The following is a 25,720-nucleotide window of genomic DNA, read 5'->3' as shown; positions in this document are numbered from 1 at the left end:
CCTCCGCAGGGAAGCGCTCTAATCCACTGAGCTACGGGGTCACATGGTGCCGAAGGTGGGACTCGAACCCACACGAGCGCATGCTCACTACGCCCTGAACGTAGCGCGTCTGCCAATTCCGCCACTTCGGCTCGTTTGTTTGCAAGGTGCGTTTCTCAACAGCGCGGGTATTATACCAATTGTCGGATACTTGTCAAGCGGCATTCGGCCCGGTTTTACAAACAGCGCAGAGCAGCACGTCGTATATTTTTTGCCGCGATAGCAGCCTACGATCCAGGTATAAGGTGAGTGTGTGCGCGCTTGAAGCGCGCACACACTCACAAAAAAGATCCAGTACCGCTCTGCCGAAGGCTCGTGCAGACCACCACCTGACGCCTGTCACCTGGAGGATCACGACGTAGCAACCAGCATGTCGACCAGAATCTGCCGATGGTCCATGCCCTCGCCGTTATCGGCGCGCGGATGCCCATCGTAGCCGCCGAGCACCGAGCCGTACGGCAGACTGACGGTGCCATAGGTGCCGCCGCAGGTTGTACACGGGCTGCCAAAATTCGAGTAGGCATGATCCAGATGGCGCTTGACCAGCCCGCCGCTATAGATCGCGCTGTACTCGCCGGAGTGCGTTACCAGATTCCAATGCTGACCGCGCGAATAGTTGATCTTAAACCCGGCGGGACGCTGGATCTCGCTGTCGACATCCGTATTCCAATCACCGCCGATGATCACGCGCGTGCCGGCCGCCAGCGTCCCCCAGTAGCGGTTGATCTCTTCGACACGACAGCTCGTATCCGAGGAGTTCGGATGAACCGCCACCGCCGTAATCGTCGCCTGCCCGGCCAGCAGCAGCCTTGCCCGGAAGCCCGTAAAATCATAGCTACAGTTGGCCTTGCCGTAGCTGTCGTTGCGACCATAGGCCGACAGCGCGCTGCCCGAAACATAGCTCACCCGCGACGTTTTCCAGGCGATACACTCGTGCTCATGCGACGCATTGCTGGCATTCCAGGCAACCAGCGCGCCGGTCATCCGATCGCGGCTTTCACCGCAGATTCCGGTATAGCCCGGCGGCAAGATCGGGCCGTTCATCGCCGTGCCGGTCAGTTGATCTTTACGATACACCTCGGAGAGCATGATAATATCAGGCTTCCAGGCGGCAATATAATTGCGCAGATTTTGCACGTCCTGCGCCCGGCACAGCTTGTACTCCCAGCAGCCATACTGCGGCGACGCATTGCCGACGTTGATCGCGAGATAGCGCAGCGGAATACTGGCCTGGAGCTGCTGCGAAACTGCCGTGCGGCTGCTCGCCATGTGGGCGATCACGACGATTGCCAGCAGCGCCACGGGAAGCATGCTCCGTCGATGCCAGACCGATCCATGAACTGTACGCAACATACAACGCTCCTTGAGAACACAGATTTTCGAGAATGTATTGAGCCGATGCGATCTGGTTCAAAGCCGATAGATGCGTTCGCCAGCTCCTCCTTTCCGGCAGACGCGCCGCCCGATCGTCAGGGTGTCCAGCCCTTGCAGCAAGTATCGCATACCTTTCAGTAATCGTGGCATGCGCATTGATAGATAGTCGTAGAACCAGTCGGCTGAGGTGCGCCTAGCAAGCCGTCACACGGGCAGCACTCGCCGAAGCCATGCAGCCTAGCCAAAGGAGCGTTCAGCTATGGATAGCAACGTATTGCGGCAACCCGACGATCAGGCTCAAGCCTTCGATGCGCAGGGCGTCGATGTCACCGAGGATAGCCCGCTGCCCGACGTGCCCGATGCCGGTGCCGACTCGCTGCCGCTGGTGCCGCCGGAGCCGGTCGATATTTCCACCGACAGGCTCAACATCGACGCGGCGCTTGTGGCGGGCACACTCGACGAGGGCGAGGGCCGCACGCTCTATGAGCAGGCGATCGACGCCTACGAGGAAAGCGACGCCCGCAATCCGCCTGCTGTAACGCCACAGCGGAGAGCAGGCGACCGCCGCGCCCGGATCTACGACAGCGAGCGCTAGCCGAACGATCCGCGCTCCGATCGGCGTGCGCCTGCCGTCACAGCCCCGGCATGGCGCACGTTGCCGTTCCCCGGTCTTTCCGTTATACTCCCAGGCACCTACCCTGACGTAGCTTGTGGAAGAAACGTATGCGCCACCGGGTTGTATTCATCACATGTAGTTTAGTCATCGCAACGCTGCTCACCTCGCTGCTTGTCCACCAACAGACCAGTCTACTGCTTGAGGCCAACGCCGCCCCCACCCGCCCGACCACGCCGGTCGAGCGGCAGCTTGAGGCACAGCCGGAGCGCACTAGCGAGCCTGCGCATCCCGGCCACGAGCCGGGCGGACCACCCACCGTCGGGCCGGAAGTGCCGCCGCCAGATCCGCCGCGCGCGGCGCTGATCGAGCGGCAGCGGTTTTTCTACGAGCCGGACTTTTATGGCCCGCAGATCCAGGCGTTTCTTGAGACTCAGCCCGGCCCGCTCAAGCACTATCGCGCCACCGTCGGCAACCGTGAGCACTCGTTCGCCGATCTGCTGAGCAGCCAGACGACGCTCTACAGCATCAATCCGAAAGTCGTGCTGGCGCTGATCGAGCAGCAGAGCGGTATCCTGAGCACTGGCGCGCCCTCGGAGGATCAGCAGCGCTTCATGCTTGGCTTTCGCGGCGAAGAAGAGCGCCGCGCGGGCTGGGTCGCGCAGCTGCGCTGGGCGATCCGCGAGCTCCATCGTGCGCAGCGCGATTTTCCGGGCGTGCCCGATCTGGTCTATGCCGACCAGACCCACTCGCCGATGCCGCCCGGCCTCTCGATCGCGGACTACGCGGTGATGCGCGTGCTGGCGGCGACGACAACCGCTGATGGGCTGCCCGCGAAGCTCGATCAGGGCAGCGGCTCGTTCGTGGCAACCTACGCCCGGCTCTTCGGCGATCCGCGCGACCCCGTCGCGGGCTGGCCTGAGCCAGCGCAGCCGTTCCTGTCGCCGCCGATGGAAGCCCTGCACGAGACGACCTCGTTCTTCGATCATGACGCGCCCTTTCTGACGCAGGACGGCTCGATCGTCACCTATCGCGGCGACCGCGACGAGCAGCTGAGCTACGACGGACACGACGGCTGGGACTACGGCATGCTGCCGCCGGAGCCGGTTCTATCCGCCGCCGACGGCACCGTCGTCTTTGCGGGCAACTCCGACGACGGCTGCGGCATCGCGCATGTTGTGATCATCGAGCATCACAACGGCTACCGCACGCTCTACTGGCACCTCGCGCGGGCAACCGTCGAGCCTGGGCCGATCAAGCGCGGCGAGCACATCGGCATCGCCGGGTCGTCGGGCTGCGCCACGGGGCCGCACCTGCACTTCCAGGTGCAATACCTGGGACGCGACACCGATCCGGCGGGCTGGTGCGGTCCCAAGGGCGGCGATCCCTGGGCCAACCATCCGGCGGGCCAGATCAGCACCTGGATCTGGCGCGACGTGCCCTCGCCCTGCGCGCTGCCGCAAGACGCGATCGTCGTGGATACGACCGATCCCAGCTTCAAGCGGCTCGGCGACGGCTGGGATGAGATCGCGCAGGGCATCGGCGGGACGGCGCTGAACGTGATCAGCCGACCGGACAGCAGCAGCCAGCTAACGATCGGAACGTGGCGACCGAAGCTGCCGGGCGTCGGCACGTATCGCGTGCTGGCCTGGGTGCCGTACGTGCCGAACGGCTTGAAAGACGCGGGCACCGCGCGCTACGTCGTCGGGCACGCCGACGGCTCCGGCGACGCGCAGGAGGTGACGATCAGCCAGATGGATACCGCCAACGGCTGGGCCGACCTGGGCGTGTACGACTTCGACCCGGCGCGGCGTCCGTTCGTCGGGCTGGCCGCCAATGATACCGAGGCCGGAAACAATGTATGGTACGATGCGATCATCTGGATTCCCGTCAAGTAGGCCGCGCTCCACGCTCCCACTGCTGATTGTCACGCGGCCATCGCCTACGCGAGTATGTGTATGACTGTTTCGTCTATCGATAGCCTGCTGCCTGAGCTCCATCAGCGCCTTGAAAGCAGCAGCTCGCAGACGCTCGGCCTGATCGACGAGCTGGTGCGCGAGGCCGACACACAGGCGTGGCGGGCGCGCGCCTTCTGCCTGGGCTACATGTGGCACGACGAGCAGCGACCGCCGGACGATCTGGCCCGGCTGGGGCTGACCCTCGCGCCGTCGCTCCAGCTCGATCCGGCTAATCTGGTCAGCGAGCTGCTGCTGGGCTACGCCGCGTCGCGTGAGGATAGCCGCTCGCGGGAGTGGGAGCACCGGCTGATGCGTCAGGTAGCCGAGCTTGACGGGCTGCACCATATCGTCAGCGCGGCCAACTCGTCGCTCGACCTTGAGGCATCGCTCCAGACCGTTGCCGAGACGGTCGCCAACGTGATGAGCACCGATGTCTGCTCGGTCTTTCTCTTCGATCGCAACACCGGCAACCTGACGATGCGCGCAACACATGGCCTGGATCATGGCGCGATCGGTCATGTGGTGATCCGCCTCGGCGAGGGCGCGACCGGCTGGGCGGCGCAAGAGGGACAGCCGCTCGTGATTCAAGACGTGCTGGAAGATCAGCGCTTCAAAGTGGTGCCGCGTCTCGACGAGCGCCCGTACCGCTCGATCATCTGCGTGCCGATCATCTTGTTTGCCAGCTCGCCCGATGATTATGTAGGCGATCAGCTTCAGGGCGTGATCAGCGTGCAGGCAATCGGGCCGCGCGCCTTCCGCGAAGAAGAGGTCCACTTTCTGGAAGTGGTCGCGGGCGAGCTGGCCTTTTCGATCGCCAACGCCCAGCGCTACCAGGAGACAGACGAGCGGCTGCATCAGAAGATTCGTGAGCTAAGCACGCTTCAGCGCGTCTCCGCCGCGATTGCGGCCACCCTTGATCTCGGCACGGTGCTCAATCTGATCGTGGAGCAGGCGGTGGTGCTTTCGTCGTCGGATCGCGCCGATATTTTCCAGTGCGACGACGAGTGCCGCGAGATCGAGCTGATCGCCTCGTGGGGCGGGCGGTGGGACGAGCGGCTGCGCCGGGTGATCCTGCGCTCGATCACCGAGGCGCATCCGGTGGCGATCGCCAACGCCTACGACGACATGCGCTTTCCCGAACTGGCGGCGCTGGCCTACAGCGAGGGCTATCACTCGTTGTTTTGCCTGCCGCTGCGGATCGGCGAGCGGGTGATCGGCGCGATCGTGCTCTATACCCGTCAGCAGCGCTACTTCGACTACGAGCAGGTGCGGCTGCTGTCGAGCTTTGCCGACGAGGCGGCCATCGCGATCGAGAATGCGCGGCTCTTCAAAGAGGCCAAGCGCAGCCTGCGGATCAAATCGACGCTGTTGCAGGAGATGCATCATCGCGTGCGCAACAACCTGCAAACGATCTCGGCGCTGCTGACGATGCAGTATCGGCGGCTGGATGCCGACTCGCCGGGCGCGGCGGCGCTGGCTCAGTCGGCGGGGCGGATTCAGGCGATTGCCGCCGTGCATAATCTGCTGTGCCGCGAGGACATCGGCGTGACCACCGTGCAGGAGATCGCGCGGCAGGTCGTCGATAACGCACATACCGGATTGGTGGGCGAGTCGCCCGTCAACTTCGAGGTGCTCGGCAAGCCAGTGCCGATCTCGTCGCGTGAGGCCACGGTGATCGCGCTGATCATCAACGAGCTGGTCAACAACGCGCTGTCGCATGGAGTCTCAATCGACGGCGGCGTGGTGCAGGTCGAGGCATGGCAGAGCGGCCACGAGGCCTGCATCGAGGTGCGCGACGATGGGCCGTCGAAGCCGCCCGCGCCGCACAAGCCAAGCAGCGGGCTGGGCCTGTCGATCATCGAGACGCTGGCCTCAGCCGACCTCGGCGGCTCGTTCAGCCTCAACCTCGACGCCGAGTGGTCGCGGGCGCAGGTGCGCTGGCCCTACACGCCGCCGAAATTCTTTACCGAACCGGACGGAGATGGTGGGTAGGTGCTACGGATCACGAGGATTCGGTGAGGCAAAGCTCATGATTCCAGCGGACAATGCAGGCTGACTCAGGTGTAGCACCGCATGTTATCTCGCTTGTTCATAACGCTAGCGTACGGCGGAGGGCTGCATCAACTTGAGCCATTGGTAGGGTTCCAATAACCCGATCAATCGCCGTTTCTATAATAGTCGTAAGATTGTCCGTCATCACGACAGAGTCGCTAAGTAGCCCCGATTGTTGCCCTTCGGGTGTACCTTGCTGGATAAGAACGCGGCTGGGATGATTGGCGCGAAAAGTACGTCCAGTAATCATCGCCACAATTACCTGTGATAGTCCAGTTTGTAGATTGTCCGCCTGGATGACTAGCGCAGGACGCCGCTTCGCCGTCTGTAAGTTGGAATTCGGAAAGAGCACCAAGACAACATCGCCCCGTTTATAGACAAGCTTTGGCGGCATCATAGTCGTCATACGCATCCATCTCTGGGCTATTCCATTCTTCGGCAAACGGAGTGAGCTGCCTGCGTACGTCAGCGGCTTGTTGTGCATCAATACCACGAGCGCGAAGGTCGACATGACCACGATCAAGGAAGGTCACAATCACGCGCGTGTTATCATCCATATTCGTTGGTTGCTCACTAAGCTCAATCTGACCATTACGGTACACGCCTTCGATACTCGTAAGCATAGTGCTATCTCCTACAGACGATTCAATAGTACCAAAGCGCCTCAGGAATGCAAGTCTGAGATGATACCCATGAATTGGACGACCGCAAGTGCCCCGATCGTGCGATTGTGGTAGAATCTTGATGTGCCATTAATCGACACCCATGCCCATGTGCATATCGATGCGTTCAACGCCGACCGAGCGGCGGTGCTGGAGCGTGCCCGGGCGGCAGGCGTGGCAAAGCTGATCAACATCGGCTACGATCTGCCGTCGAGCCATGCCAGCGCCACGCTAGCCGCGCGGCACCCGCAGATCTACGCCACCGCCGGGATTCAGCCGCACTACTCGCTCATCACCACCACCGAACACCTCGACGAGATCGCCGCGCTGCTGCAACAGCCCAAGGTGGTCGCGCTCGGCGAGATCGGGCTGGACTATCACCACAACCGCGCGCCGCAGGATGCACAGCACGCGCTGTTTCGGACGCAGCTTGCGCTGGCTCGCGAGCACGGCATGCCGGTGGTGATCCACGCCCGCGACGCGCAGGCCGATACCGTGCGTATCCTGTCGGAGTCCGCGCGCGGCCTGACGATCGTGATGCATGCCTTTAGCGGCGACTGGGCCTACGCCTCGGCGTGCCTTGAGCTGGGCGCGTATATCTCTCTGGCCGGACCTGTCACCTTCCCCAAAGCCACCGAGCTTCACGAGGTCGCGCAGCGTGTCTCGCTCGATCGCCTGCTGATCGAAACCGACTGTCCCTACCTGTCGCCGCATCCGTTCCGGGGCAAGCGTAACGAGCCGGCGCGCGTCCACTTCGTGGCTGAACGAATCGCTGCGCTACGTGGTATACCATACGACGACCTTGTGCAGGCAGCCTGGGATAACGCGCACAGCGTGTTTCCCAAGCTGCAAGCTATATCTTATGGCTGATGAGGCTGCGCCGCCGCTGCGACGCAGGCATCGCCCATCACGATCTTTATGGCAGTAGTAACTCCTGTTCTCCACCGGCGGCGTCCAGCCTCCGGCGTGACACAATTCGGACCAGCGTTGATCACCATCGTGCTGGGCGCGACGATGACTCTGGCGACGGTGCAGAGCATTATCGCCTCTAACTGGGCGCGCGGCCTGCAAGTGCTGCTGATGGTAGCGGTCGGCGGTATCCTGGTTGGTGCGGGCTTCGCGCAGGCGCGCTGGCTGCCGAAGTGGCTCGCGCACAGCCTGAGCATCGTGCTCGGCGTCGTCTGGGCCGTCAACCGCATCGGCCCGCTGCTGGGCGACGCATTGCCCACCTGGAAAGACCAGGCGACCGAGATTCTGATCCGCGCGATCATCCTGATGCGTATCCTGGCGAACGGCGGCACGGGCGAGGACCTGCTGCTGTTCATCACCGTGCTGGCGCTCCTGGCCTGGGCGCTCAGCTACGCCACGATGTGGATGCTGATCCGGCGCGGCTGGTCATGGTCGCCGCTGATCTTGAACGCGCTGATCCTGCTGGTCAACCTGACTCACGCCTCGCCCAAGCCACCGGCGATTTTGTTCTATCTCTTCGCCGGAGCCAGCCTGCTGCTGCTGGTGCATCAAAGCTATCTTCACCGCGCCAACACGTGGACGGCGGCGATGATCGAGGTTCCCGATCTGCTCGGCTGGCGCTTCATCCTGTCGGGAACGATGGTTGTGGCCGTGCTGCTGACGTTTACCACGTTGCTGCCGACGCGCATCACCAGCGCGCAGGTCGCGCATGTCTGGCAGCGGATGCGCGAGCCGTGGCTCAACATTCAAAACCGCTGGGACAAAGCCTTCTCGAACATCAACGCGCCGGCCAACGCGGGCGGCGGCGGCTTCTTCGGCGGTCGCGCGCTGAACCTGGGCGGCGCTCGCTCGCTCGGCAACGAGCTGGTGATGGAGGTGCGCTCGGTCGATGGCGAGGACAAGCCCTACTTCGACTACTGGCGGGCTACGGCCTACGACCGCTACGTCGGCGATTTCGGACCCGGCGGCCTCTCGTGGTCGGATACGACGGGCCAGGTGGCCGCCGCGACACTTGGGCTGAGCCAGGAGGAGCGCGCGCGCACGCCGATCGAGGCTGGCAAGAGCATGTCGCAGCTCGACATCGTCGCCCGGAGCGTGGTGACGCAGACCTACACGCTGCGGCAGAGCTTCCCGCAGGCCACGCTGTTCGCGGCAACACAGCCGATCTCGGTCAGCGTGCCGATCCAGGTCAAACACTCGTTCATCACGGTCGATGGCAAGACCGTCGCCAACTACACCGACACCTCGCTCTTTTCCGCACAGTCGAGCGGCGTGCGCACCGGCATGGAGTATACCGTCGAGTCGCTGGTGAGCGCTGCCAACAAGCAGGACTTACGTCAAGCACCCATCGAGTACGCGCCGTGGGTTCAGCGCTATCTGCAACTGCCCGAAGGCAACCAGCTCGATCGAGTCAAGGCCAGGGCGCAGGAGATCGCGGGCGGCGCGAGCAATCCCTACGACAAGGCCGAGGCGATCCAGACCTTCCTGCGCTCGTTTCCGTACGACGAGAAGATTCCGTTTCCGCCGGAAGACCGTGATCGCGTCGACTGGTTCCTCTTCGATCTGAAGCGCGGCTACTGCGATTACTTCGCCTCGGCGATGGCGATCATGCTGCGCTCACAGGGCGTTCCGGCGCGGCTCGTCTCCGGCTACGCGGGCGGCGAGTTCAACTCCGAGAAGGGTCTGTACGAGGTCCGGCAAAACGTAGCGCATACCTGGGTCGAAGTCTATTTTCCGGGCTACGGCTGGCAGCGCTTCGAGCCGACACCGGCCTCCTACACCACGCTGCCCGAACGACCGGAAACTCCTGCGTCGGAGGGCGGCCAGGGCGACGCCAGCAGCGATGCACAGAGTCCGCTGTTCATGGGACGCCAGATGAGCCTGGAGGAGCTGGAGCGTCGTCTGGCCGAGACTGAAGGCAACATCTCCGATCCTGAGCAGGTCAAGCGGTTGATCGCCGAGCAGGAGGCGCGCGAGCGGCGCGTAGCGCTGATCCGAGGCGGCGCGATCGGCGGCAGCGTGATCGCACTGGCGCTGTTTGCCGTCTTTTTCCTGCGGCGGCCAAGCGGCGCGGGCGCAGCATCGCTGGCCTATGCCCGCACGCTGCGCGTAGCGCGCTGGGCTGGCCTGGGGCCGAAGGAATCGATCACGCCGCACGAGTTTGCGGTGCAGTTTGCCGAGCATATGCCCGCCCAGCGCGCGCCGCTGGTCGACATCGCCTCGGCCGACACCCGCGAGCGATACAGCGCGCCCACGGAGCGGCGCGCGCACGCGGGCACCGTCGAAAAAGCCTGGGAGCAGCTTCGCTGGCCGCTGCTCGGCACGCTGCTGACGCGCTGGGCGGGTATGGGACGCCGCGCGCGCAGCAGGTCGGATGAGCGCCGCGCAGGTCGTCGCCGCGCGGGCAATCGCAAGCGCCGCTGATCTGGCGCAGGACGTACCGGACGGTCATGGGCCTGGCTCATGACCGTTTTTGTTTGCGCTGCGCGCCTGTGGCAGCGCCCGGAGCAGCGGCAGCAGGAATATGCGATTGATCACTGGCCTGCTCACGCCTGCGAAACCTTGCTCGTCTCGATCACCTGACGAAGCTCAGTCTCGTGCTCCCGCGGCAGCGATAGACGATAGATCGGCATTGCCATCGCGGTGGTGATAATGGTCATCAGCATAAGGATCGAAAAGACATCCTGTGTGATCATGCCATAGGCCAGTCCCAAATTGATCAGCATCAACTCCATCAATCCTCGCGCATTCATCAGCCCGCCGATGGCGGAAGATTGCCGCCAGGAAAATCCCATCATGCGCATCGTTAGGCCACACCCGCCATATTTTCCGACCACCGCCGCCAGGAGCACAATCAGAAACGGGACCAGCAGGGCGATGCCGGTCAAGCCGTTGAAGCGGGTATTCAATCCTGAATAGGTGAAAAAAACCGGAATCAAGAGCACCACATTAAAATCCAGCAGCCGGTCGCGTAATTCCCGCCGTAAGATCTGCGTGCGCGGCATACACAGGCCGGTAATAAAACCGCCAAAGACCGAAAAGATCCCGATATAATCGGTGAACCATGCAGCGCCAAGCAAAATAAGCAGAACGAACGCCAATCCAGGCTGGCTAAGCGTACCGCTGCGCTCGGTCGCATCGCCCAAAGGCCGCACCATTGGCCGCACGACCACCAGCATCATCGCTGTGAACATGATGCCGCCGAGGATCGTAGCAAGCCCGGCAAAGAGCGTCCGCGCCTGGAACATCGCCGTGATAATCGCCAGGAAGGACCAGGCGACGGCATCGTCGATCGATGCGGCGACGAGCGTCAGCGAGCCGATCAGCGAGTTGGACAGACCACGCTCCTGGAGAATGCGAGCCAGCATCGGGAAGGCCGTAATTGACGATGCACAGCCCATGAAAAAGGCAAACTTCAGCGCGCTTATATGCTCAAGTGCGAGCGCTCCGTGTAGCCAGTAGCCAACCGCCACGCCCAACAGAAAGGAGGGCACGATACCCGATACCGCCAGGATCACCGCACGCTGGATCTGCCCTCCGACAAGCCAATCACGATCGATCTCTGCCCCTACCAAAAACATATAGGTGGTGAGGCCGATGTTACCCAGCACATACAGCACAGCCTTGACATCGGGTGAGAAGAGCGCCTGGTGTAGCTCTGGAGCAATCAGCCCAAACAGTGATGGGCCAAGCAGCAGACCAGCTACCATCTCGCCGACGACTCGCGGCTGACCGACGGCTAGCGCCAGCCGACTCATAAGCTGCGAGAAACCGACAATCACGGCCAATGCAGGGACGACCGCTAAGAATAACGCCATGTGATTTGAGTTCACGCTGATCGTATCCTTTCGCTTGGGCTATCCGAAGTTGCGCGTTCCAAGCCCCAGGGATCAGGGAGTCGGGGGTCAGGCGTCAGGCCGTGCGCTGCCGCTTCCCGCATGCCTGGTCCCCATGCTCCTTGGTTCTTCCGTTGGTTCTTGGTGCTTGGCGCGGCCCTCACCCGTCCCCCTTCCCATCTTCGCCGGTCGCGTTCCCGCTCGGCCTGCGGCAGAAGCGAGGGAGAGTTGGGTTCTTGGTTGTCCGTTCTCCCCTTTGTTCTTTGTTTGTACGCTCTATGCATCGCGGATCAGCCGAATCCCAAGAAAGGGCGTGCGGCGCTCAGGCTGGAGCCGCAGACGACAGGCGCAGCGGGCAAAGCCTTCGGGATTGGCAAAGCAGCCGCCGCGAATGACCCGCCGCGTCTCAACCGGGGGCGGCGCGTGCTCTGGCGCGGTTCGCAGCAATCGCTGCAAAAAGCGCGGCGTGCGGCGCTCGATCCGTGGCTCCATGCCGTCGCGTCTATCGTCGGCGCGGTAGGGGTAGGGCGCTTGCAGCGATTGCGTCCACTCCCACACACTGCCAGCCATGTCCAGGCAATCGTACGGCGACGCGCCCGCGAGATACGAGCCGACCGGCGTGGTCATGCCCAGGCCGCTCTCGCGGACGTTGCAGCGCCGTAGATCGAACTCGTCGCCCCAGGGAAAGGCGCGTCCATCGCTGCCGCGCGCCGCCTTTTCCCACTCAGCCTCGGTCGGCAGGCGGTAGCGCTGCCCGGTCTGCTCGACGAGCCAGGCGCAGAGCGCCTGCGCCTCGTGCCAGCTTACATCGACCACCGGATGATCGCGCAGGGCATCGGTCAGCGCGCCGCCCCAGACGATCGGACGATGCGCGCCGGTCGCCTGCTGGAACGCGGCGTACAGTGCGTTCGTCACGGGCACCTGGCCGATCGCGAACTCGGCAAGCAGCACCTCGTGCTGGGGCGACTCCTCGGCGTAGCTTTCGCGGGTGCCGCCGTAGCGCGTCGCCAGACGGGAGCGCTCGGCGTCGAACGTGCCCATCAGGAACGGACCAGCCGGGATCGTGATGAACGGCGGCAGTAGCATCTCTAGACTCATAGCGACATCGCCTAAGCCACGCCGTCGAGCAGCCGATCGAAGGCATCGTCCGGCAGCTCGTCGAGCGTCGGAACCACGAGATCGGCTGAGAGCGCGGGATGCGACGACAGCACGCCGACGGTACGCATCCCCGCGCGGCGTCCGCCCTCGACTCCGGCGGGCGCGTCCTCCACGACAATACAGCGCTGTGGCGCGACGCCCAGCTTCTCGGCGGCGACCAGAAAGACCTGCGGGTCGGGCTTGCCGCGCTGCACGTCCTCCGCCGAGGTAATCGCCTCAAAAAGCGGCGCGATCTCCAGCGCCTCCAGAATCGCCGCGACGTTGAGCCGGGGTGCCGACGAGGCCACCGCCTGCCGCCACCCGGCGGCGTGGAGCCGATCCAGCCAGCGGCGGACGCCCGGCAGCGGCTTGACGCCACGCTCACGCATCAGCCTGCGATAAAGCGCCTCTTTCGCATCGCCGATCCGCGCGATCTCCGCATCGGTCAGATCCGCGCCCAGCCAATCGCGCAAAATGGCATCGTTGCGCCAGCCAAACGACGCAGCGAAACGCTCGCGGGCCAGATCGAAGCCTTCCGCCGCCATCGTGTCGCGCCAGGCCAGCCAATGATAATCCGCGGAGTCGAGCAGCGTGCCGTCGACGTCCCACAGCACCGCACGCGCGCGGCCCGTCGTCGTGTTTTGGTCTATCATCGATGATCGCTCCCATCTGTCGTAACCAAATGATGATCCATGCCCATCGGTCGGCAGAGATTGTACCAGTGTCCTGGGCGTCTTCTGCTACGCCCGTATGATACACACAAGAGTACTGAGAAAGGGCATACCTCTCGTACTAGCTGCGCGGCTTGACCCGACCATACCGGCTCGTTATCCTGACGTTACACATCCCCTTAAAAAGATATGTGGATATGCTGGTAGCTACTGAGACGATACGCTTCTTGCTATGTAAACTTGCGGACGAGCACTACGGCCTGTCGATGGATGTCGTGCGCGAGGTGCTGCGCTGGCGCACGCCCACGCCAATTCCGGGCACGCCGCAGACGGTGATCGGCATGCTCCATCACCGGGGGGCGATTCTGCCCGTGCTCGACGTGCGCTCGCTGCTGGGCATCGGCAAGCCGCTGCCGACACGCAGCACGCGGATTATCGTCGTGGAGCAGGGCGCGATCCAGGCGGGCATCATCGGCGATGCGGTTGCCGACATCGTCTACATCGACGACGGGGCGGTCGAGCCGCTGCCATCGTCGCTGCCAGCCGCGCAGGCGCAATATCTCTCCGGTCTGGTCACATACGATGATCAGCCGGTCGCGCTGCTCGATCTGCCGGCAATCTTCGCGACGATCACGGCAGAGCACGATGCACGATGAGCAATTGATCATCGTGGCAGCGGGCGGGCAGCAGTATGCCGTGCCGCGCCGGACAGTGCGCGAGCTACAGCGGGCGGGCGCGGAGCAACCGCTGATCGGGCTGGCCGATCTGCTGGGAGCGACGACCGCCGCCGACGAGCAGTACGCGCTGGTCGTCGCTGGCACCGAGCGAGATGTCGCGTTTCGCGTGCGCCGCGCCGATCTGCGCGAGGCGCTGCCGCGGTTCCAGCTTCCGGCCTGGCTCGCAGGGCAGGCCCATCCAGCCGTATGTGGGCTCATTCTTGACGATACCGAATTAATGCCGTTGGTTGACCTGGTGCAACTCGCGCTTCAGATTGGATACGATGCTCCATGAACCTGTCGATTGTACAACGCCTGGTACCTGATGTTTCGGCGCATGATACCGACGACACCGCCCGCTACCGCCCGCTGGTTCAAGCGATCGGGCTGGGCGGGATAGCTGGCTTTGGGCTCATGGCCGTGGCGATCCTGCTGGTCTGGCTCCAGACCCACGAGCCGAACCTGCTCTGGCCGCTGTGGGTTTCGCTGATCGCAGTTGTCGCCGGTATGCCGGTACCGCTGCTGGCGTTTCGCAACCAGATCATGCGGGCCGGACGCTACAGTCTGATCTACCTGATGATCGCGATCACGATCGAGATCTGGGCGTATAACGGCATCACCGGGCCGGTTCCCGTCTACTACGTGCTGCCGATTATCCTGGCCGGGCTGATGAGCGGCATCGGCGACAGCATGCGGATGGGCGTAATCGTCCTGCTGTGCTACGTGGCGCTGGCTGTGCTGGAGGCGTTCGGCGTGATCGTGCCGCGACGAGTTGAGAGCGAGATGCTCAATCTCCTGTTTAGCACGCTCAACTACGTGCTCACGTTTCTTGTCGTCACGATGACGATCACCGTCTCGACCAGCTCGCTGGACAACAGCTCGGCCAAGGCGCGCACCTGGGCGCAGGAGCTCTTGCAGACCAATAAGATGCTGCTCGAAAAGAACGCGCAGCAGATCGAGCTGGCGTCCGAGCTTTCGGCTGCCGCCTCCGAGATGTCGGCGACCTCACAGCAGCAGGCCAGCGGCGCGACCGAGCAGGCGTCGGCGGTGGCCGAGGTGACATCGACGATCGAGGAGCTGGGCTATACCTCGCGCCAGATCGCGCAATCGGCGGAGCAGGTCAGCGATGCCGCCAGCGCGACGCTCGAAAATATCAGCCAGGGCCAGAGCGCCGTGGACGAGAGCGTCGCCGCGATGGAGCGCATCAAAGGCAAGGTGCAGGATGTTGCAACCCGCATTCTGGCGCTGGGCGAGCGCTCGCAGCAGATCGGCGAGATCATCGATCTGATCGACGATATTTCGGATGAGACGCATCTGCTGTCGCTGAACGCCGCGATCGAGGCCGCAGGCGCGGGCGAGTACGGGCGGCGCTTCGCGGTGGTGGCCGCCGAGGTCAAGAATCTCGCTAACCGCACGATCGCCGCCGCCAAAGAGGTCAAGAGCGTCGTCGCCGAGATCCAGGCCGCAACCTCGTCGGCGGTCATGGCGACCGAGGAGGGCGTTAAGGAGGTCGAGCGCGGCGCGCTGCTGGCGAATCGCGCCGGTCAGGTGATGGATACGATCGTGATGATGGCCGAGCGAACGGTCCAGTCGTCGCAGGAGATCAGCCTGGCAACCTCGCAGCAGCAGACGGCCAGCGAGCAGGTCGTCGAGACGATGCGCGATGTCGCCGAGGTATCGCGGCAGACTGCGGCAGGCTCGCGGCAGATGGCCGAGGCGGCGGCAACGCTGACGGCGATTGCCGAGCGGCTGCACGGCCTGACGAGTAGCGTGTAGCAGAGAAGCGCAAAGAACAAAGAACAAAGAGCAGAGCCTATGCTCGTATCCTTTGTTCTTTGTTCTTGATTTTTGTATATACCGGCACTATCCCGAATCGAACAAGCCCTTTATGTTTCTCGCATAGCTGACATGAATCACAGAAAAAGAAGTCATTAAACAGCAATTGGTTCCTTTCTCGTTTTGTTCTTTGCTCTCTGTTCTCTATTCTCGTTTTGTTCTTTGTTCCGTTGTTCTTTGTTCTCTGTTCTCGCTTTATTCTTTGACCTATGGATCTCAGCGCGTTCTACGCCCAATTCCGCGAAGAAACCATCGACAATGTCCGCGTGATTGCGGAAGGATTGCTGGCGCTCGAAAACGATCCCGGCGATCGGGCGACGCTTGATGGCGTCTTTCGGGCGGCGCATACCGTCAAAGGCTCGTCGCGGCTCCTGGGCTTCGGCGCGGTTGCCAATGTCGCGCACGCGATGGAGAGCCTGCTGGGGGCGCTGCGCGATGGCAACATCGCGCTCTCGGCCACGCTCAACGATCTGCTGCTCAAAGCCAACGATACCTTGCTGACGCTTGCCACGGCGGCCAGCGAGCAGCGCAGCGTGGAGATCGATACCACGGCGCTAATCGCCCGGCTTGAGGGCGCGGCCAGCGGTCAGCCGCTCCCAGATCCGGCTCCAAACAGCCCCGCGCCCGATCCGGTCGATGCATTGCCTGCGGACGAGCAGCCGCCCGCAGGCGAGCCGCCCGTAGCCGCAGCCGAGACGACACCGACGACAGCGGCGACACAGGCGCCACCGGCCAGCACGCGGCCCACGGCAGCGGTGTCAGCGCCGACAGCACCGGCGGCAGCGCCCACAGCGCCCCCCGCACCATTGACACCCACGGCGACAGCGGCGAGCCCACGAGCGCAGCGCGGCACGGTGCGGGTGCGCGTCGATCGGCTCGACCGGCTGCTGGCGGTCGCGGGCGAGCTGATGGTGGGGCAGCAGGAAGATACGCTGCATCTCCAAAGCTTACAAACGCTCACGTCGCTGATCTCGCAGCAGCAGCGCACGCTTCAGGCGCTTGAAGGCGAGCTGCGTCACGCGCGTCTATCGCCGTCGCAGCGCCAGAGCGTCACGCACCGGATCAACGAGCTGCAGACTCGATCCGGCGAGCTTGGGCAGATCGTTCGCTCTCAGCACGATATGTACGCCCGGCATACCGCCGCGCAGGCGCTACTGGTCGACGAGCTGGAGGCCGAGGTGTTCGCGGCGCGACTGGTGCCGGTGGCGACGATCTTCGCCACGCTGCCGCGCGCCGTCCGCGAGCTGGCCCGCACGCTCAACAAGCAAGTCGAGCTTGAGCTGCAAGGCGAAGAAACCGAGGCCGACCGCAAAGTGCTTGATGCGCTGAGCGATCCGCTGCTGCATATGGTGCGCAACGCCCTCGACCACGGCCTGGAGTCGGCTGAGGAGCGGGCGAGCGCCGGAAAGCCCCCGACCGGGCGAGTCATCGTCGCGGCGACCGCCGAGCACGGGCAGATCCGCATCGACGTGATCGACGATGGGCGGGGCATGAACCCGACGGCGCTGCGGGCGGCGGCGGTTCGCAAAGGGCTGCTCGACGAGCAATCGGCGGCGATGCTCAACGATGCCGAGGCGATCGATCTGATCTTCATGCCGGGCTTCTCGATGAGTCCGATCATCACCGACGTATCGGGGCGCGGCGTCGGCATGGACGTGGTTCGCTCGCGCATGGTCGAGCTTGGTGGTCAGGTCGCCGTGGACAGCACGCCTGGCCGGGGCACGACGATCTCGCTGATTCTGCCGGTGTCGCTGATGACCTCGCAGGTGCTACTGGTAGAGGCGGGCAAGCAGCTCTGGGCGCTGCCCTCGCGTAGCTGCCAGAGCCTACTGCGGCTGGAGCGCGAGGCGGTCCATCGCGTCGAAGGGCAGCCGCTGATCCAGATCGACGGCAGGCTGGTGCCGCTGGTGACGCTGGCCGATCTGCTCGATCTGCCGCAGGACGACGTTAAGCTCGCGCGCGACCACGCACTGCTGATCGGCACGACGCGCCCGACGGCGGTGCTGGTCGATCGGCTGGTAGACGAGCGTGAGGTCGTGGTCAAGCCGCTTGGCCCGCTCTTTCCCAATCATCCGCTCGTCTCCGGCATCGCGCCGCTGCCTGACGGCTCGCTCGCCGTGGTGCTGAGCGCTCAGGGCCTCCTCAGCCGCACCCGACGGGCGCGCAGAGCAAGCTTCGCCAGCAAGAAGGCCGCGCGCAGGCATCGGCTGCTAATCACCGACGACTCGTTTACGACCCGCGAGCTGCTGCGCTCGATCCTGCAATCCGCCGGCTACGACGTCACAACAGCGGTCGATGGGCAGGACGCGCTGGACAAACTGCGCGCCGATCAGCGCTTCGATCTGGTCGTCAGCGATGTCGAGATGCCTCGGATGGACGGCTTTGGCCTGACCTCCAACATCCGCACCGATCCGGCGCTGACACACATCCCCGTGATCATCGTCACCAGCCTGCACTCAGACGAGCACAAGCGCCAGGGCATCGTCGCGGGAGCGCAAGCCTACATCGTCAAATCGCAGTTCGATCAATCGAATCTGCTGGCTGCCGTGCGCGATCTGGTGGGCGCAGCGCCGTGATAGCCGTCCCTTTCCGTATCTATCAAACGGCGACAAAAGTGTAGGCTCCAGTACTATACCCGCGTGCTGGAGATTCTCGTATGCTGCACAACAGTCATGAACCGGGTTGAGCGATTATCCACGCCGCACATAGAGAGACAGTTCTTACAGCCACCAAGTGATACGTAGCGCATGCGATATCGGCACGATCGCATGCTGGAGGTTTGCATGAGCGCCACCATCCTGATTGTCGACGATAGCAGACTCGTTACCGACATTGTCAAAATGCGGCTGGAAATGTACGGCTACGAAGTCCAGGTCGCGCATAGCGGCGAAGACGGGCTGGATCGGGTCCACGATGTTATGCCCGACCTGATCGTGCTGGACGTTCAGATGCCGGGCATTGATGGCTACGAGGTCTGCCGCCGCCTGCGCGAACAACCGGCGCTGGAAGATCTGCCGATTATCATGCTGACCTCGATGGACGACCGGCGCGCGGGCTTTGAGGCAGGTGTCGATGATTACCTCAACAAGGATCTCGATCTGCTGGATCTGCCCAACCGGGTCAAAGTACTGCTCGGCGTATAACTATTCATGAGTTTCAAGTTTCGAGTTCTGAGTTCTCCCTGGTTCTTAGTTCTCGGTTCTTTCGTCCGCGTCCCTGGATTCGATCGCTTCGGAGTTGCGATACCGCTATGCCTATCCGTGTGTTGATTGTCGATGACTCTGCGCTGATGCGTCGCGCACTGACGGCGCTGCTCACGTCCGATCCTGAGATCGAGGTCGTCGGGACGGCGCGTGATGGGCAGGCTGCGATCGAGCAGGTGGTAGCGCTGCGGCCCGATGTGATTACGATGGATGTGCGCATGCCGGTGATGGACGGCTTGCAGACTACCGAGCACATCATGGCGTACTACCCGACGCCGATCCTGGTGCTGACGGCCTCGCTCTCGCGCTTCGATATCGACATCACCTTCCGCATGCTTGGCCTGGGCGCGCTCGATGTGATGGAAAAGCCCTCCAGCAGCGATCCCGGTGGTCTGGAGCAGGCCCGCGCCGCGCTGATCAAGCGGATCAAAGTCTTGTCGCGCGTGCGCGTCGTGACGCATCTCCGTGGTCGGCGGCGCTCCATGCGCGACACGTCGGAAGCCGACAGCAGCGATGCGGCCCAGCGGCGACTTCGCGGCTCTCGTCCGCTCGGCGGCGGCGACGCGCTGCGCCGCGCGCGCGGCTCGCGCCCATTATCCGGCACGGACTCCCTGCGCCGCACACGGGGAACGCTCTCGCTGGCGCCCGGCGATGCCGCCCAGCGCAGGCTGCGCGGCTCCCGTCCGCTCGGATCTGCGCCGCCGAGCACCTCTACGCCCGGCGATGCCGCCCAGCGCAGGCTGCGCGGCTCCCGTCCGCTCGGATCTGCGCCGCCGAGCACGCCGCCAGCGAAAACACCCGCTACGCCCCCGACGACCAGCCCGGCGGCAAAAACGCCTGCCAGCGCTCCGGTGAACCCGCCGCCGATCGTCACGCGGCGCTCGACGATGGGCGCGGCCAACAAGGTGATCGTGATCGGCGCGTCGACTGGCGGGCCGCGCGTGGTGCAGCAGATCTTGCGCCAGTTGCCGGTCAACCTGCCTGCCTCGGTCCTGCTGGTGCAGCATATTGCGGACGGCTTTACGCGCGGCATGGTCGACTGGCTGGCCGCATCCACTCCGATGCCGGTTCAGCTTGCGAAGTCGGGCGATATAGCGCTGCCCGGACGAGTCTTTGTCGCGCCCGACAACATGCACCTGCTGATCGACGGCGACGGCGTGCTGAGCCTCTCGTCGCAGCCCGCGCTGCTCCAGCGGCCCTCGGTGGATGTGACGATGCAGCGCGCGGCGGAGGCCTACGGCACCCGCGCTATCGGCGTGCTGCTGACCGGCATGGGCCGCGATGGGGCGTCGGGCATGGGCGCGATCTACCGCGAGGGCGGCTATACCATCGCTCAGAACAGCGAAACCTGCATCGTCTTTGGCATGCCGCGCGCCGCGATTGAGGCGCAGGTAGTCCACGAGGTGCTGAGTCCAGAGGCCATCGCGGGCCGCTTGCAGGTCTTGCTGCGCGAGAACGTGGTCAAGGAGCAACGCTGATGCGACCGACTCTCTCCACCGCCCAGTTTCAAACGCTCGCCGGCAGCATCGCCGAGTACAGCGGCTTTTTGATGGACGGCAGCCGCCATCGATCGCTTGAGAGCGCCATCGCGGTGCGCATGGAAACGCTTGGCCTCGACGAGACACACACCTATCTGCAACAGATCGACGCCGCCGAGCTGCACCGGCTGACGGAGCTGGTCGTCAACCATGAGACGCAGTTCTTCCGCACTCCGGCGCATCATCGCGCGCTGCGCGAGCATATTTTGCCTGCGCTGCACCGCGAGCGCACAGCGGCCATGCCGCTCCGCTGCTGGAGCGCTGGCTGCGCTACCGGCGAGGAGCCGTACTCGCTGGCGATCTCGATCCTTCAGACGCTCGGCGAGCCGTTGCCGCGCCAGGTGGAGATCCATGCTACCGACATCAGCACCCAGGCGCTGGCGAAAGCGCAGCTTGGGCGCTACCGGGGCCGCACGCTGATGAATGTCAAGCAGGAAGAGTTCACGCGCTACTTCACGCCGGATCAGGGCTACCATCTGGTGCGGCCTGAGGTGCGCGCGCTGATCCACTTCGAGCAGCATAACCTGCACACGCCCGTGCCGAAATGGGCGCGCGCGCTCGATATTATCTTCTGCCAGAACGTGACGATCTACTTCTCGGTGGATGTGTGCCGGGCGTTAATGGCTCGCTTCTTCGAGGTCCTACGACCGGGTGGGTATCTTTTCCTGGGCTTCTCCGAGACTCTGTGGCGTATCTTCGACCGCTTTGAGACGGTTGAACTGGCGGGAGCATTTGTCTATCGCAAGCCGCTGCCGCGCACGGGCGCACTGCGGGCACGGCATCAGCACCAGCTTCGCGAGCGAACCGAGCGCGCCGCAGCGCGCGAAAGCCAGAAGCTCCTGCGCGAGCAGCCAGCGCCCTTCGAGGCACCACCCCGTGAGCGCACCCCCCAGCGCGAAGCGCGGCCTCGTACGGCAGCGCGGCTACCGTCCCGCCCGCCCGCGCCGACGAGTCAGGCATTTCTGGATCAGGGCCTGGCCCACCTGCAAGCCGGACAGCTCGACGATGCGCTGCACACGCTGCGACGAGTGCGCGCCGACGAGCCAGCCTACCCGCACGCGCTGGCGGCCATCGCCCGCATTCATGCCAATCGCGGCGACTGGGAGCAGGCGGCGACCGAGGCGCAGCGCGCGATCGAGTGCGATGTGCTGGTCCATGACGCGCATCTGCTGCTGGGAATGCTCTACGCCAACCAGGAGCGCTGGGACGAGGCGGTGATCCATCTTGAGCGCGTGCGCTATCTGCTGCCACAGGCACCGCTGCCGTCGTTCCATCTGGCGAACGCCTACCGCAGCCAGCAGCGGCTCGACCTGGCCGAGCGCGAGTACCGCAGCGCGCTGCGCAAGCTGGCCGACCTGGACGAGGCTGAGGTCCTGGATGGCGTGACCGTCGCCTGGCTACGTGAAACATGTCAGCGGTTTTTGCAACATCTCGAAGCCGATCGATTCCAACACCGCTAGTTTAGAGGATGCCTTGCATGTCGTGGAAAAGTCTCGTGAGCCATCGCTCTCCCCATCAACGCCTGACGGGACGCCCCGCGGTGGTTGCGCGGAGGCCGCGACGGGCAACACCCGGCGATCACCCTGAATTAGCTCAAGATCTGCGCATGGCGCGCGAGCTACAGCAGGGCTTGCTGTTGCAGACGGTGCCGCGCTTGCATAAATGGGAGCTGGCCGCAGCCTCGCTGCCCGCGAGCGAGCTCGGCGGCGATCTCTACGATTTTCCGGCGCTGGACGACAACTGGCACGGCCTGATGATCGGCGATGTCTCAGGGCACGGCCTGGCGGCGGCGCTGCGCATGGCCGTGGCGCGCACGCTCTTTCGGCAGATCGCCCGCGAAAAGCTCGCGCCGGGCGCGACGCTGGCCGCGCTCAACCGCGCGCTGATCAGCGAGATGCCCCACGGCATGGTGACGATGCTCTACGTCCACGCCGAGATTCATACCGGCACGCTGCATATCGCCAACGCCGGGCATAACTTCCCGGTGCTGATCGGCCATGATGTCCATGAGCTTGAGGTGACGGGCCTGCCACTGGGGATCGACCCCGACGCCGAGTACGAGACGATCACCGCGACGCTGGCTCCCGGCGAGACGGCGCTGCTCTATACCGACGGTATCACCGAGGCCAGCGATCCCCGCGAGCGGATGTACGGCTTTACCCGGCTGCAATCGCTGCTGCTGCGCAGCCACCAGCAGCGTCCGCGCTCGATGATGGCGACGATCCTCAACACGGTCAAGACATGGAGCGGCAACACGCTGGCCGACGACATGACGATGGTGGTGATGCGCCGACGGCTGCCCGATCTGAACGCCGAACTGCGCAACATCAGCGTCGATGTGATGGGCGAGATGGGCGCGGCGGCGCTGTGGGTCGAGATCGGGCAGATCCCGGCGGATGTGCAGGAGTGGCAGGCGGCGCTGCCGCAGATCGGCAAGATCGTGCAGGCTCGTCATGGGCGCGGCCTGAGCCGTGAGCTGCTGGCCCAGCTCCGATTGACGCTGGAGGAGTACCGCACGACGGTACGCGCAGAAATGGATGCATGTGTATAGCTGTGTGGAGCCGGTACTCGCGCGTGACACGACGTGCCAACCGTTATGAGCGCGCGATCGACCGGCCAGCTCCCCGTTCTACGTTGCAGGAGCCATAGATGATTACCTCCGAGCCGCTGGTGTTCATGCCGCTCGACCTCGATACCTTTGTGGGCAGCGAGCGCTTTATGGACGGCTCAGAACTGGGCACGGCCTTTACCCAAGGCATTCGCGCCTATCTCAGCGCGCAGTACCCGGAAGCCGTAGAACGTTTCAAAGCAGCGCTGATCGCGGCGTATGTCGATGGGACGCAGCACGCGCTTATCTCCGACCGCGAGCGCGCGATTATTTATCTCTATATTGGCAACGCCTGGGCCTTTGCCGAAGATTGGGATGCGTCGCTGCGCGAGTACCTTGAGGCCGTGCGCACCGATCCGTCGCTGTCTGAGGCGCACTACAATCTCGGCGTGGCCTTCGCGGCCATGGGCCAGACCGAGCGGGCCATCGCGGCCTTCAAGGAGGCGCTGGAGCACAACGATGGCCTGTACGAGGCGCATTTCGCGCTCGGACGCTGCTACCAGCATCTCGACGACTCGGTGCGGGCCTATATTCACTATGCCTCGGCGCGCGAGGTGCGGCCACAGGCGGGCGAGCCGCTCTACTACATGGGCCTGATGCATCAGCGCCACGGCGCGCACGAGCTGGCGCAGCGCTGCTTTGCCGAGGCGCTGCGCGTCGAGCCAACCTTTATCTCGCCCGAATCGGAGCCGCAGGAGCTCGTCAACAAAACCGAGGCCGACACCTCGCAGTGGTACTATCGCCTCTCCGACGATCTCAAAAACCAGGGCGCGGAAGAAGAGGCCGAGCGGATCTACCGCGCGCTGCTGGAATGGAAGCCGGAGGAGCATCGCGCGCGCTTTCTGCTGGGCAACCTCCTGGCACGGCGGCGGCGCTGGGAAGAGGCCGTGCGTGAATATCTGCATATTCCGCCGCAGGACCCGTTCTATGTCGCCGCGCGGCTGCGCATCGCGGCGGTGCTGCGTCTGGGCAAGCGCCTGAAGCAGGCCTACACCATCCTCTACGAGTGCGCGCGGCAGCGTCCGACCGAGGGCCAGATCTTTGTGCAGATGGGCAAGCTGCTCTACGATCTGGGCAAGCCCCAGGCGGCGGCTCGTGCGCTTGAGCGCGCCACCCACCTGCTCGGCGACGACTCGGTCGCGTTCTATTTGCTCGGCTTTATGTATCTGGTGATCGGCAAGGAGCACTGGGCGATTACCGCGTGGAAGCAGGCGATTACGCTGACGCCGCGCGCCGCCTCGCTGCGCTACGATCTGGCCTGCATCTACATTCGGCGTGGACGGCACGATCTGGCGACGGTGGAGCTGGAGGCCGTGCTTGAGCAAAAATCGCAGGACATCGAGGCGGCCTTCCTGCTGGGCACCTGCTACAAGGAGCTGCTTGAGCCCGCGCGGGCGATCCCGCTCTTCGAGCAGGTGATCAAAGCCCAGCCGAACCATGCCCAGGCGTTGTACTACCTGGGAGCGTGTTATCTCCAAACCGGCAACACCCCCGTCGGGCGGGCCTACCTGCGGCGCTACGATCGGTTCATGGCGCGCGGTGGTCGCGTCCCTCGATTGCCGCATCAAGTCATGCCCTCATCTTCGTAATGGTCGGAGCGTAGTGTATGCATCGTGTAACGTTATCCATCCCTTCTGATCCGGCGTTCGAGCGAGTTGTACGGGCCAGCGCGGCGGAACTTGGCGATACGCTCGGCTTCGACCCTGAGCGGATTGAGGACTTGAAGCTGGCCGTGAGCGAGGCCGTCAACAACGCGATCGATCACGGCAGCAAACGTCAGAGCCATCTTCCGGTGGATGTGTCGTTCAGCGTGAACGGCGATCATCTTGAGGTGCGCGTGACGGATCACGGCGGTGGTGTGGAGCGGATCGACTGGAGCAGGCGGGTGGTCGAAGAAGACAACCTGGACGCCGGAATGCTGCGCGGCTTCGGCATGTATCTGATCAGCTCGCTGGTCGATCAGTGCGAAGTGACCAGCACCGCCGAAGGCACGGTTATGACCTTACGAATCTTCCGCAAGCCGGAGGAGTAAGCCGCGATCGAGCCGGGATGGTCTGCCGAACCGGCACGAGCGGCAGCGATCGAACCAACGCATTTATGCAAGCGTATTGGCTACCATAGAAAGGATGTTCATATGGCTCAGCACACGATCCGACGCGAAGAACAAGGCGATCTGGCGGTTTTGCGCATCAGCATGCCCAGCATCGACGCCATCTCGGCGGGATTGATTGAGCAGATGTGCAGCGATATGCGTCCGATCACGGCGCTCGATTTCGCGCAGGTCAACTTTATCAACTCAGCCGGAATCTCGGCGCTGCTCAAGTTTGTCGTCGCGGCGCGCAAATCGGGCTACAAGCTGTTTGCGATCAATGTCAGCCCGCACCATCAGAAGATCTTCAAGATGGTCGAGATGTCGCGCTTCATGCCGATCGTCGACGAGGCCGATCTCGCGGCGTATCGCGAACCAGCCCGTGTTTGATTGGGTATAATGCTGCCAATCGTTGAACG

22 protein-coding genes and 1 tRNA gene are annotated in these 25,720 nt (G+C 63.8%); 16 read left to right on the top strand and 7 right to left on the bottom strand.

The annotated features are described in order from the left end of the window. Positions 1–44: 44 nt before the first annotated feature. Positions 45–131, bottom strand: a tRNA-Leu gene (locus VFZ66_26060). A gap of 259 nt (positions 132–390) precedes the next feature. Next, a complete protein-coding gene (locus VFZ66_26055; GenBank protein HEX6292675.1) occupies positions 391–1,392 on the bottom strand; it encodes an endonuclease/exonuclease/phosphatase family protein in 1,002 nt (333 codons plus the stop codon). Positions 1,393–1,672: 280 nt separating this feature from the next. Here VFZ66_26055 and VFZ66_26050 point away from each other — a divergent pair, with 280 nt between their 5' ends. The 3 genes from VFZ66_26050 (at position 1,673) to VFZ66_26040 (ending at position 5,976) form a co-directional block, all read left to right on the top strand. Beyond that, the gene (locus VFZ66_26050) at positions 1,673–2,008 is read left to right on the top strand and encodes a hypothetical protein (protein HEX6292674.1); all 336 of its coding nucleotides are present in this window, start codon (positions 1,673–1,675) and stop codon (positions 2,006–2,008) included. A 128-nt stretch (positions 2,009–2,136) separates the two neighbouring features. After that, the gene (locus tag VFZ66_26045; protein ID HEX6292673.1) at positions 2,137–3,924 is read left to right on the top strand and encodes a peptidoglycan DD-metalloendopeptidase family protein; all 1,788 of its coding nucleotides are present in this window, start codon (positions 2,137–2,139) and stop codon (positions 3,922–3,924) included. Between the two features lie 60 nt (positions 3,925–3,984). Beyond that, on the top strand, positions 3,985–5,976 hold the full coding sequence (locus tag VFZ66_26040) for a GAF domain-containing protein (GenBank protein ID HEX6292672.1): 1,992 nt from the start codon (positions 3,985–3,987) through the stop codon (positions 5,974–5,976). A gap of 97 nt (positions 5,977–6,073) precedes the next feature. Here the strand turns inward: VFZ66_26040 and VFZ66_26035 are convergent, their stop codons facing one another. After that, the gene (locus VFZ66_26035; GenBank protein ID HEX6292671.1) at positions 6,074–6,442 is read right to left on the bottom strand and encodes a type II toxin-antitoxin system PemK/MazF family toxin; all 369 of its coding nucleotides are present in this window, start codon (positions 6,440–6,442) and stop codon (positions 6,074–6,076) included. Continuing rightward, positions 6,408–6,659 carry a hypothetical protein gene (locus tag VFZ66_26030; protein ID HEX6292670.1) on the bottom strand — a complete coding sequence of 84 codons (252 nt, stop codon included), beginning with the start codon at positions 6,657–6,659 and terminating at the stop codon, positions 6,408–6,410. Before VFZ66_26030 ends, VFZ66_26035 begins: the two co-directional genes overlap by 35 nt. Positions 6,660–6,782: 123 nt before the next feature. On the opposite strand from VFZ66_26030, the gene VFZ66_26025 reads away from it, so the two are divergent. Further along, positions 6,783–7,568, top strand: coding sequence for a TatD family hydrolase (locus VFZ66_26025; protein HEX6292669.1), 786 nt, complete (start codon positions 6,783–6,785; stop codon positions 7,566–7,568). 48 nt (positions 7,569–7,616) lie between these two features. Beyond that, positions 7,617–10,091, top strand: coding sequence for a transglutaminase domain-containing protein (locus tag VFZ66_26020; GenBank protein ID HEX6292668.1), 2,475 nt, complete (start codon positions 7,617–7,619; stop codon positions 10,089–10,091). A gap of 122 nt (positions 10,092–10,213) precedes the next feature. Here the strand turns inward: VFZ66_26020 and VFZ66_26015 are convergent, their stop codons facing one another. The 3 genes from VFZ66_26015 to VFZ66_26005 form a co-directional block, all read right to left on the bottom strand. After that, positions 10,214–11,485: a cation:proton antiporter gene (locus VFZ66_26015; protein HEX6292667.1), complete on the bottom strand. Its 1,272-nt coding sequence runs from the start codon at positions 11,483–11,485 to the stop codon at positions 10,214–10,216. Positions 11,486–11,779: 294 nt separating this feature from the next. Further along, positions 11,780–12,601 carry a formylglycine-generating enzyme family protein gene (locus VFZ66_26010; GenBank protein ID HEX6292666.1) on the bottom strand — a complete coding sequence of 274 codons (822 nt, stop codon included), beginning with the start codon at positions 12,599–12,601 and terminating at the stop codon, positions 11,780–11,782. A gap of 11 nt (positions 12,602–12,612) precedes the next feature. Next, positions 12,613–13,293: an HAD family phosphatase gene (locus VFZ66_26005; GenBank protein HEX6292665.1), complete on the bottom strand. Its 681-nt coding sequence runs from the start codon at positions 13,291–13,293 to the stop codon at positions 12,613–12,615. A gap of 215 nt (positions 13,294–13,508) precedes the next feature. Between VFZ66_26005 and VFZ66_26000 the strand changes: the two genes are divergently transcribed. From VFZ66_26000 to VFZ66_25950, 11 genes are all read left to right on the top strand, one after another. Continuing rightward, the gene (locus tag VFZ66_26000) at positions 13,509–13,967 is read left to right on the top strand and encodes a chemotaxis protein CheW (GenBank protein HEX6292664.1); all 459 of its coding nucleotides are present in this window, start codon (positions 13,509–13,511) and stop codon (positions 13,965–13,967) included. Further along, positions 13,957–14,322, top strand: a complete 366-nt coding sequence (locus VFZ66_25995) for a hypothetical protein (GenBank protein ID HEX6292663.1) — start codon at positions 13,957–13,959, stop codon at positions 14,320–14,322. The genes VFZ66_26000 and VFZ66_25995 overlap by 11 nt, the downstream gene beginning before the upstream one ends. Next, on the top strand, positions 14,319–15,803 hold the full coding sequence (locus tag VFZ66_25990) for a methyl-accepting chemotaxis protein (protein ID HEX6292662.1): 1,485 nt from the start codon (positions 14,319–14,321) through the stop codon (positions 15,801–15,803). Before VFZ66_25995 ends, VFZ66_25990 begins: the two co-directional genes overlap by 4 nt. A 269-nt stretch (positions 15,804–16,072) precedes the next feature. Further along, a complete protein-coding gene (locus VFZ66_25985) occupies positions 16,073–18,439 on the top strand; it encodes a hybrid sensor histidine kinase/response regulator (protein ID HEX6292661.1) in 2,367 nt (788 codons plus the stop codon). Between the two features lie 207 nt (positions 18,440–18,646). After that, the gene (locus VFZ66_25980) at positions 18,647–19,006 is read left to right on the top strand and encodes a response regulator (protein HEX6292660.1); all 360 of its coding nucleotides are present in this window, start codon (positions 18,647–18,649) and stop codon (positions 19,004–19,006) included. Between the two features lie 107 nt (positions 19,007–19,113). Next, complete coding sequence (locus tag VFZ66_25975; protein HEX6292659.1) at positions 19,114–20,544, top strand: chemotaxis protein CheB; 1,431 nt, start codon at positions 19,114–19,116, stop codon at positions 20,542–20,544. Further along, positions 20,544–22,064 (top strand): CheR family methyltransferase, encoded by a 1,521-nt coding sequence (locus VFZ66_25970; GenBank protein HEX6292658.1) that lies wholly within the window; start codon positions 20,544–20,546, stop codon positions 22,062–22,064. Before VFZ66_25975 ends, VFZ66_25970 begins: the two co-directional genes overlap by 1 nt. A gap of 17 nt (positions 22,065–22,081) precedes the next feature. Next, positions 22,082–23,155, top strand: coding sequence for a PP2C family protein-serine/threonine phosphatase (locus VFZ66_25965; protein ID HEX6292657.1), 1,074 nt, complete (start codon positions 22,082–22,084; stop codon positions 23,153–23,155). A 98-nt stretch (positions 23,156–23,253) separates the two neighbouring features. Next, entirely contained in the window at positions 23,254–24,801 is a 1,548-nt protein-coding gene (locus tag VFZ66_25960) for a tetratricopeptide repeat protein (GenBank protein HEX6292656.1), read from the top strand. Between the two features lie 17 nt (positions 24,802–24,818). After that, on the top strand, positions 24,819–25,244 hold the full coding sequence (locus tag VFZ66_25955; protein ID HEX6292655.1) for an ATP-binding protein: 426 nt from the start codon (positions 24,819–24,821) through the stop codon (positions 25,242–25,244). A 102-nt stretch (positions 25,245–25,346) separates the two neighbouring features. Further along, on the top strand, positions 25,347–25,691 hold the full coding sequence (locus VFZ66_25950; GenBank protein HEX6292654.1) for an STAS domain-containing protein: 345 nt from the start codon (positions 25,347–25,349) through the stop codon (positions 25,689–25,691). Positions 25,692–25,720 lie beyond the last annotated feature (29 nt).

This window comes from Herpetosiphonaceae bacterium (assembly GCA_036374795.1).
Classification (GTDB): Bacteria; Chloroflexota; Chloroflexia; order Chloroflexales; family Kallotenuaceae; genus LB3-1.
Note: the sequence above shows the minus strand (reverse complement) of the source record. Positions and strands in the feature narration are given on the sequence as shown.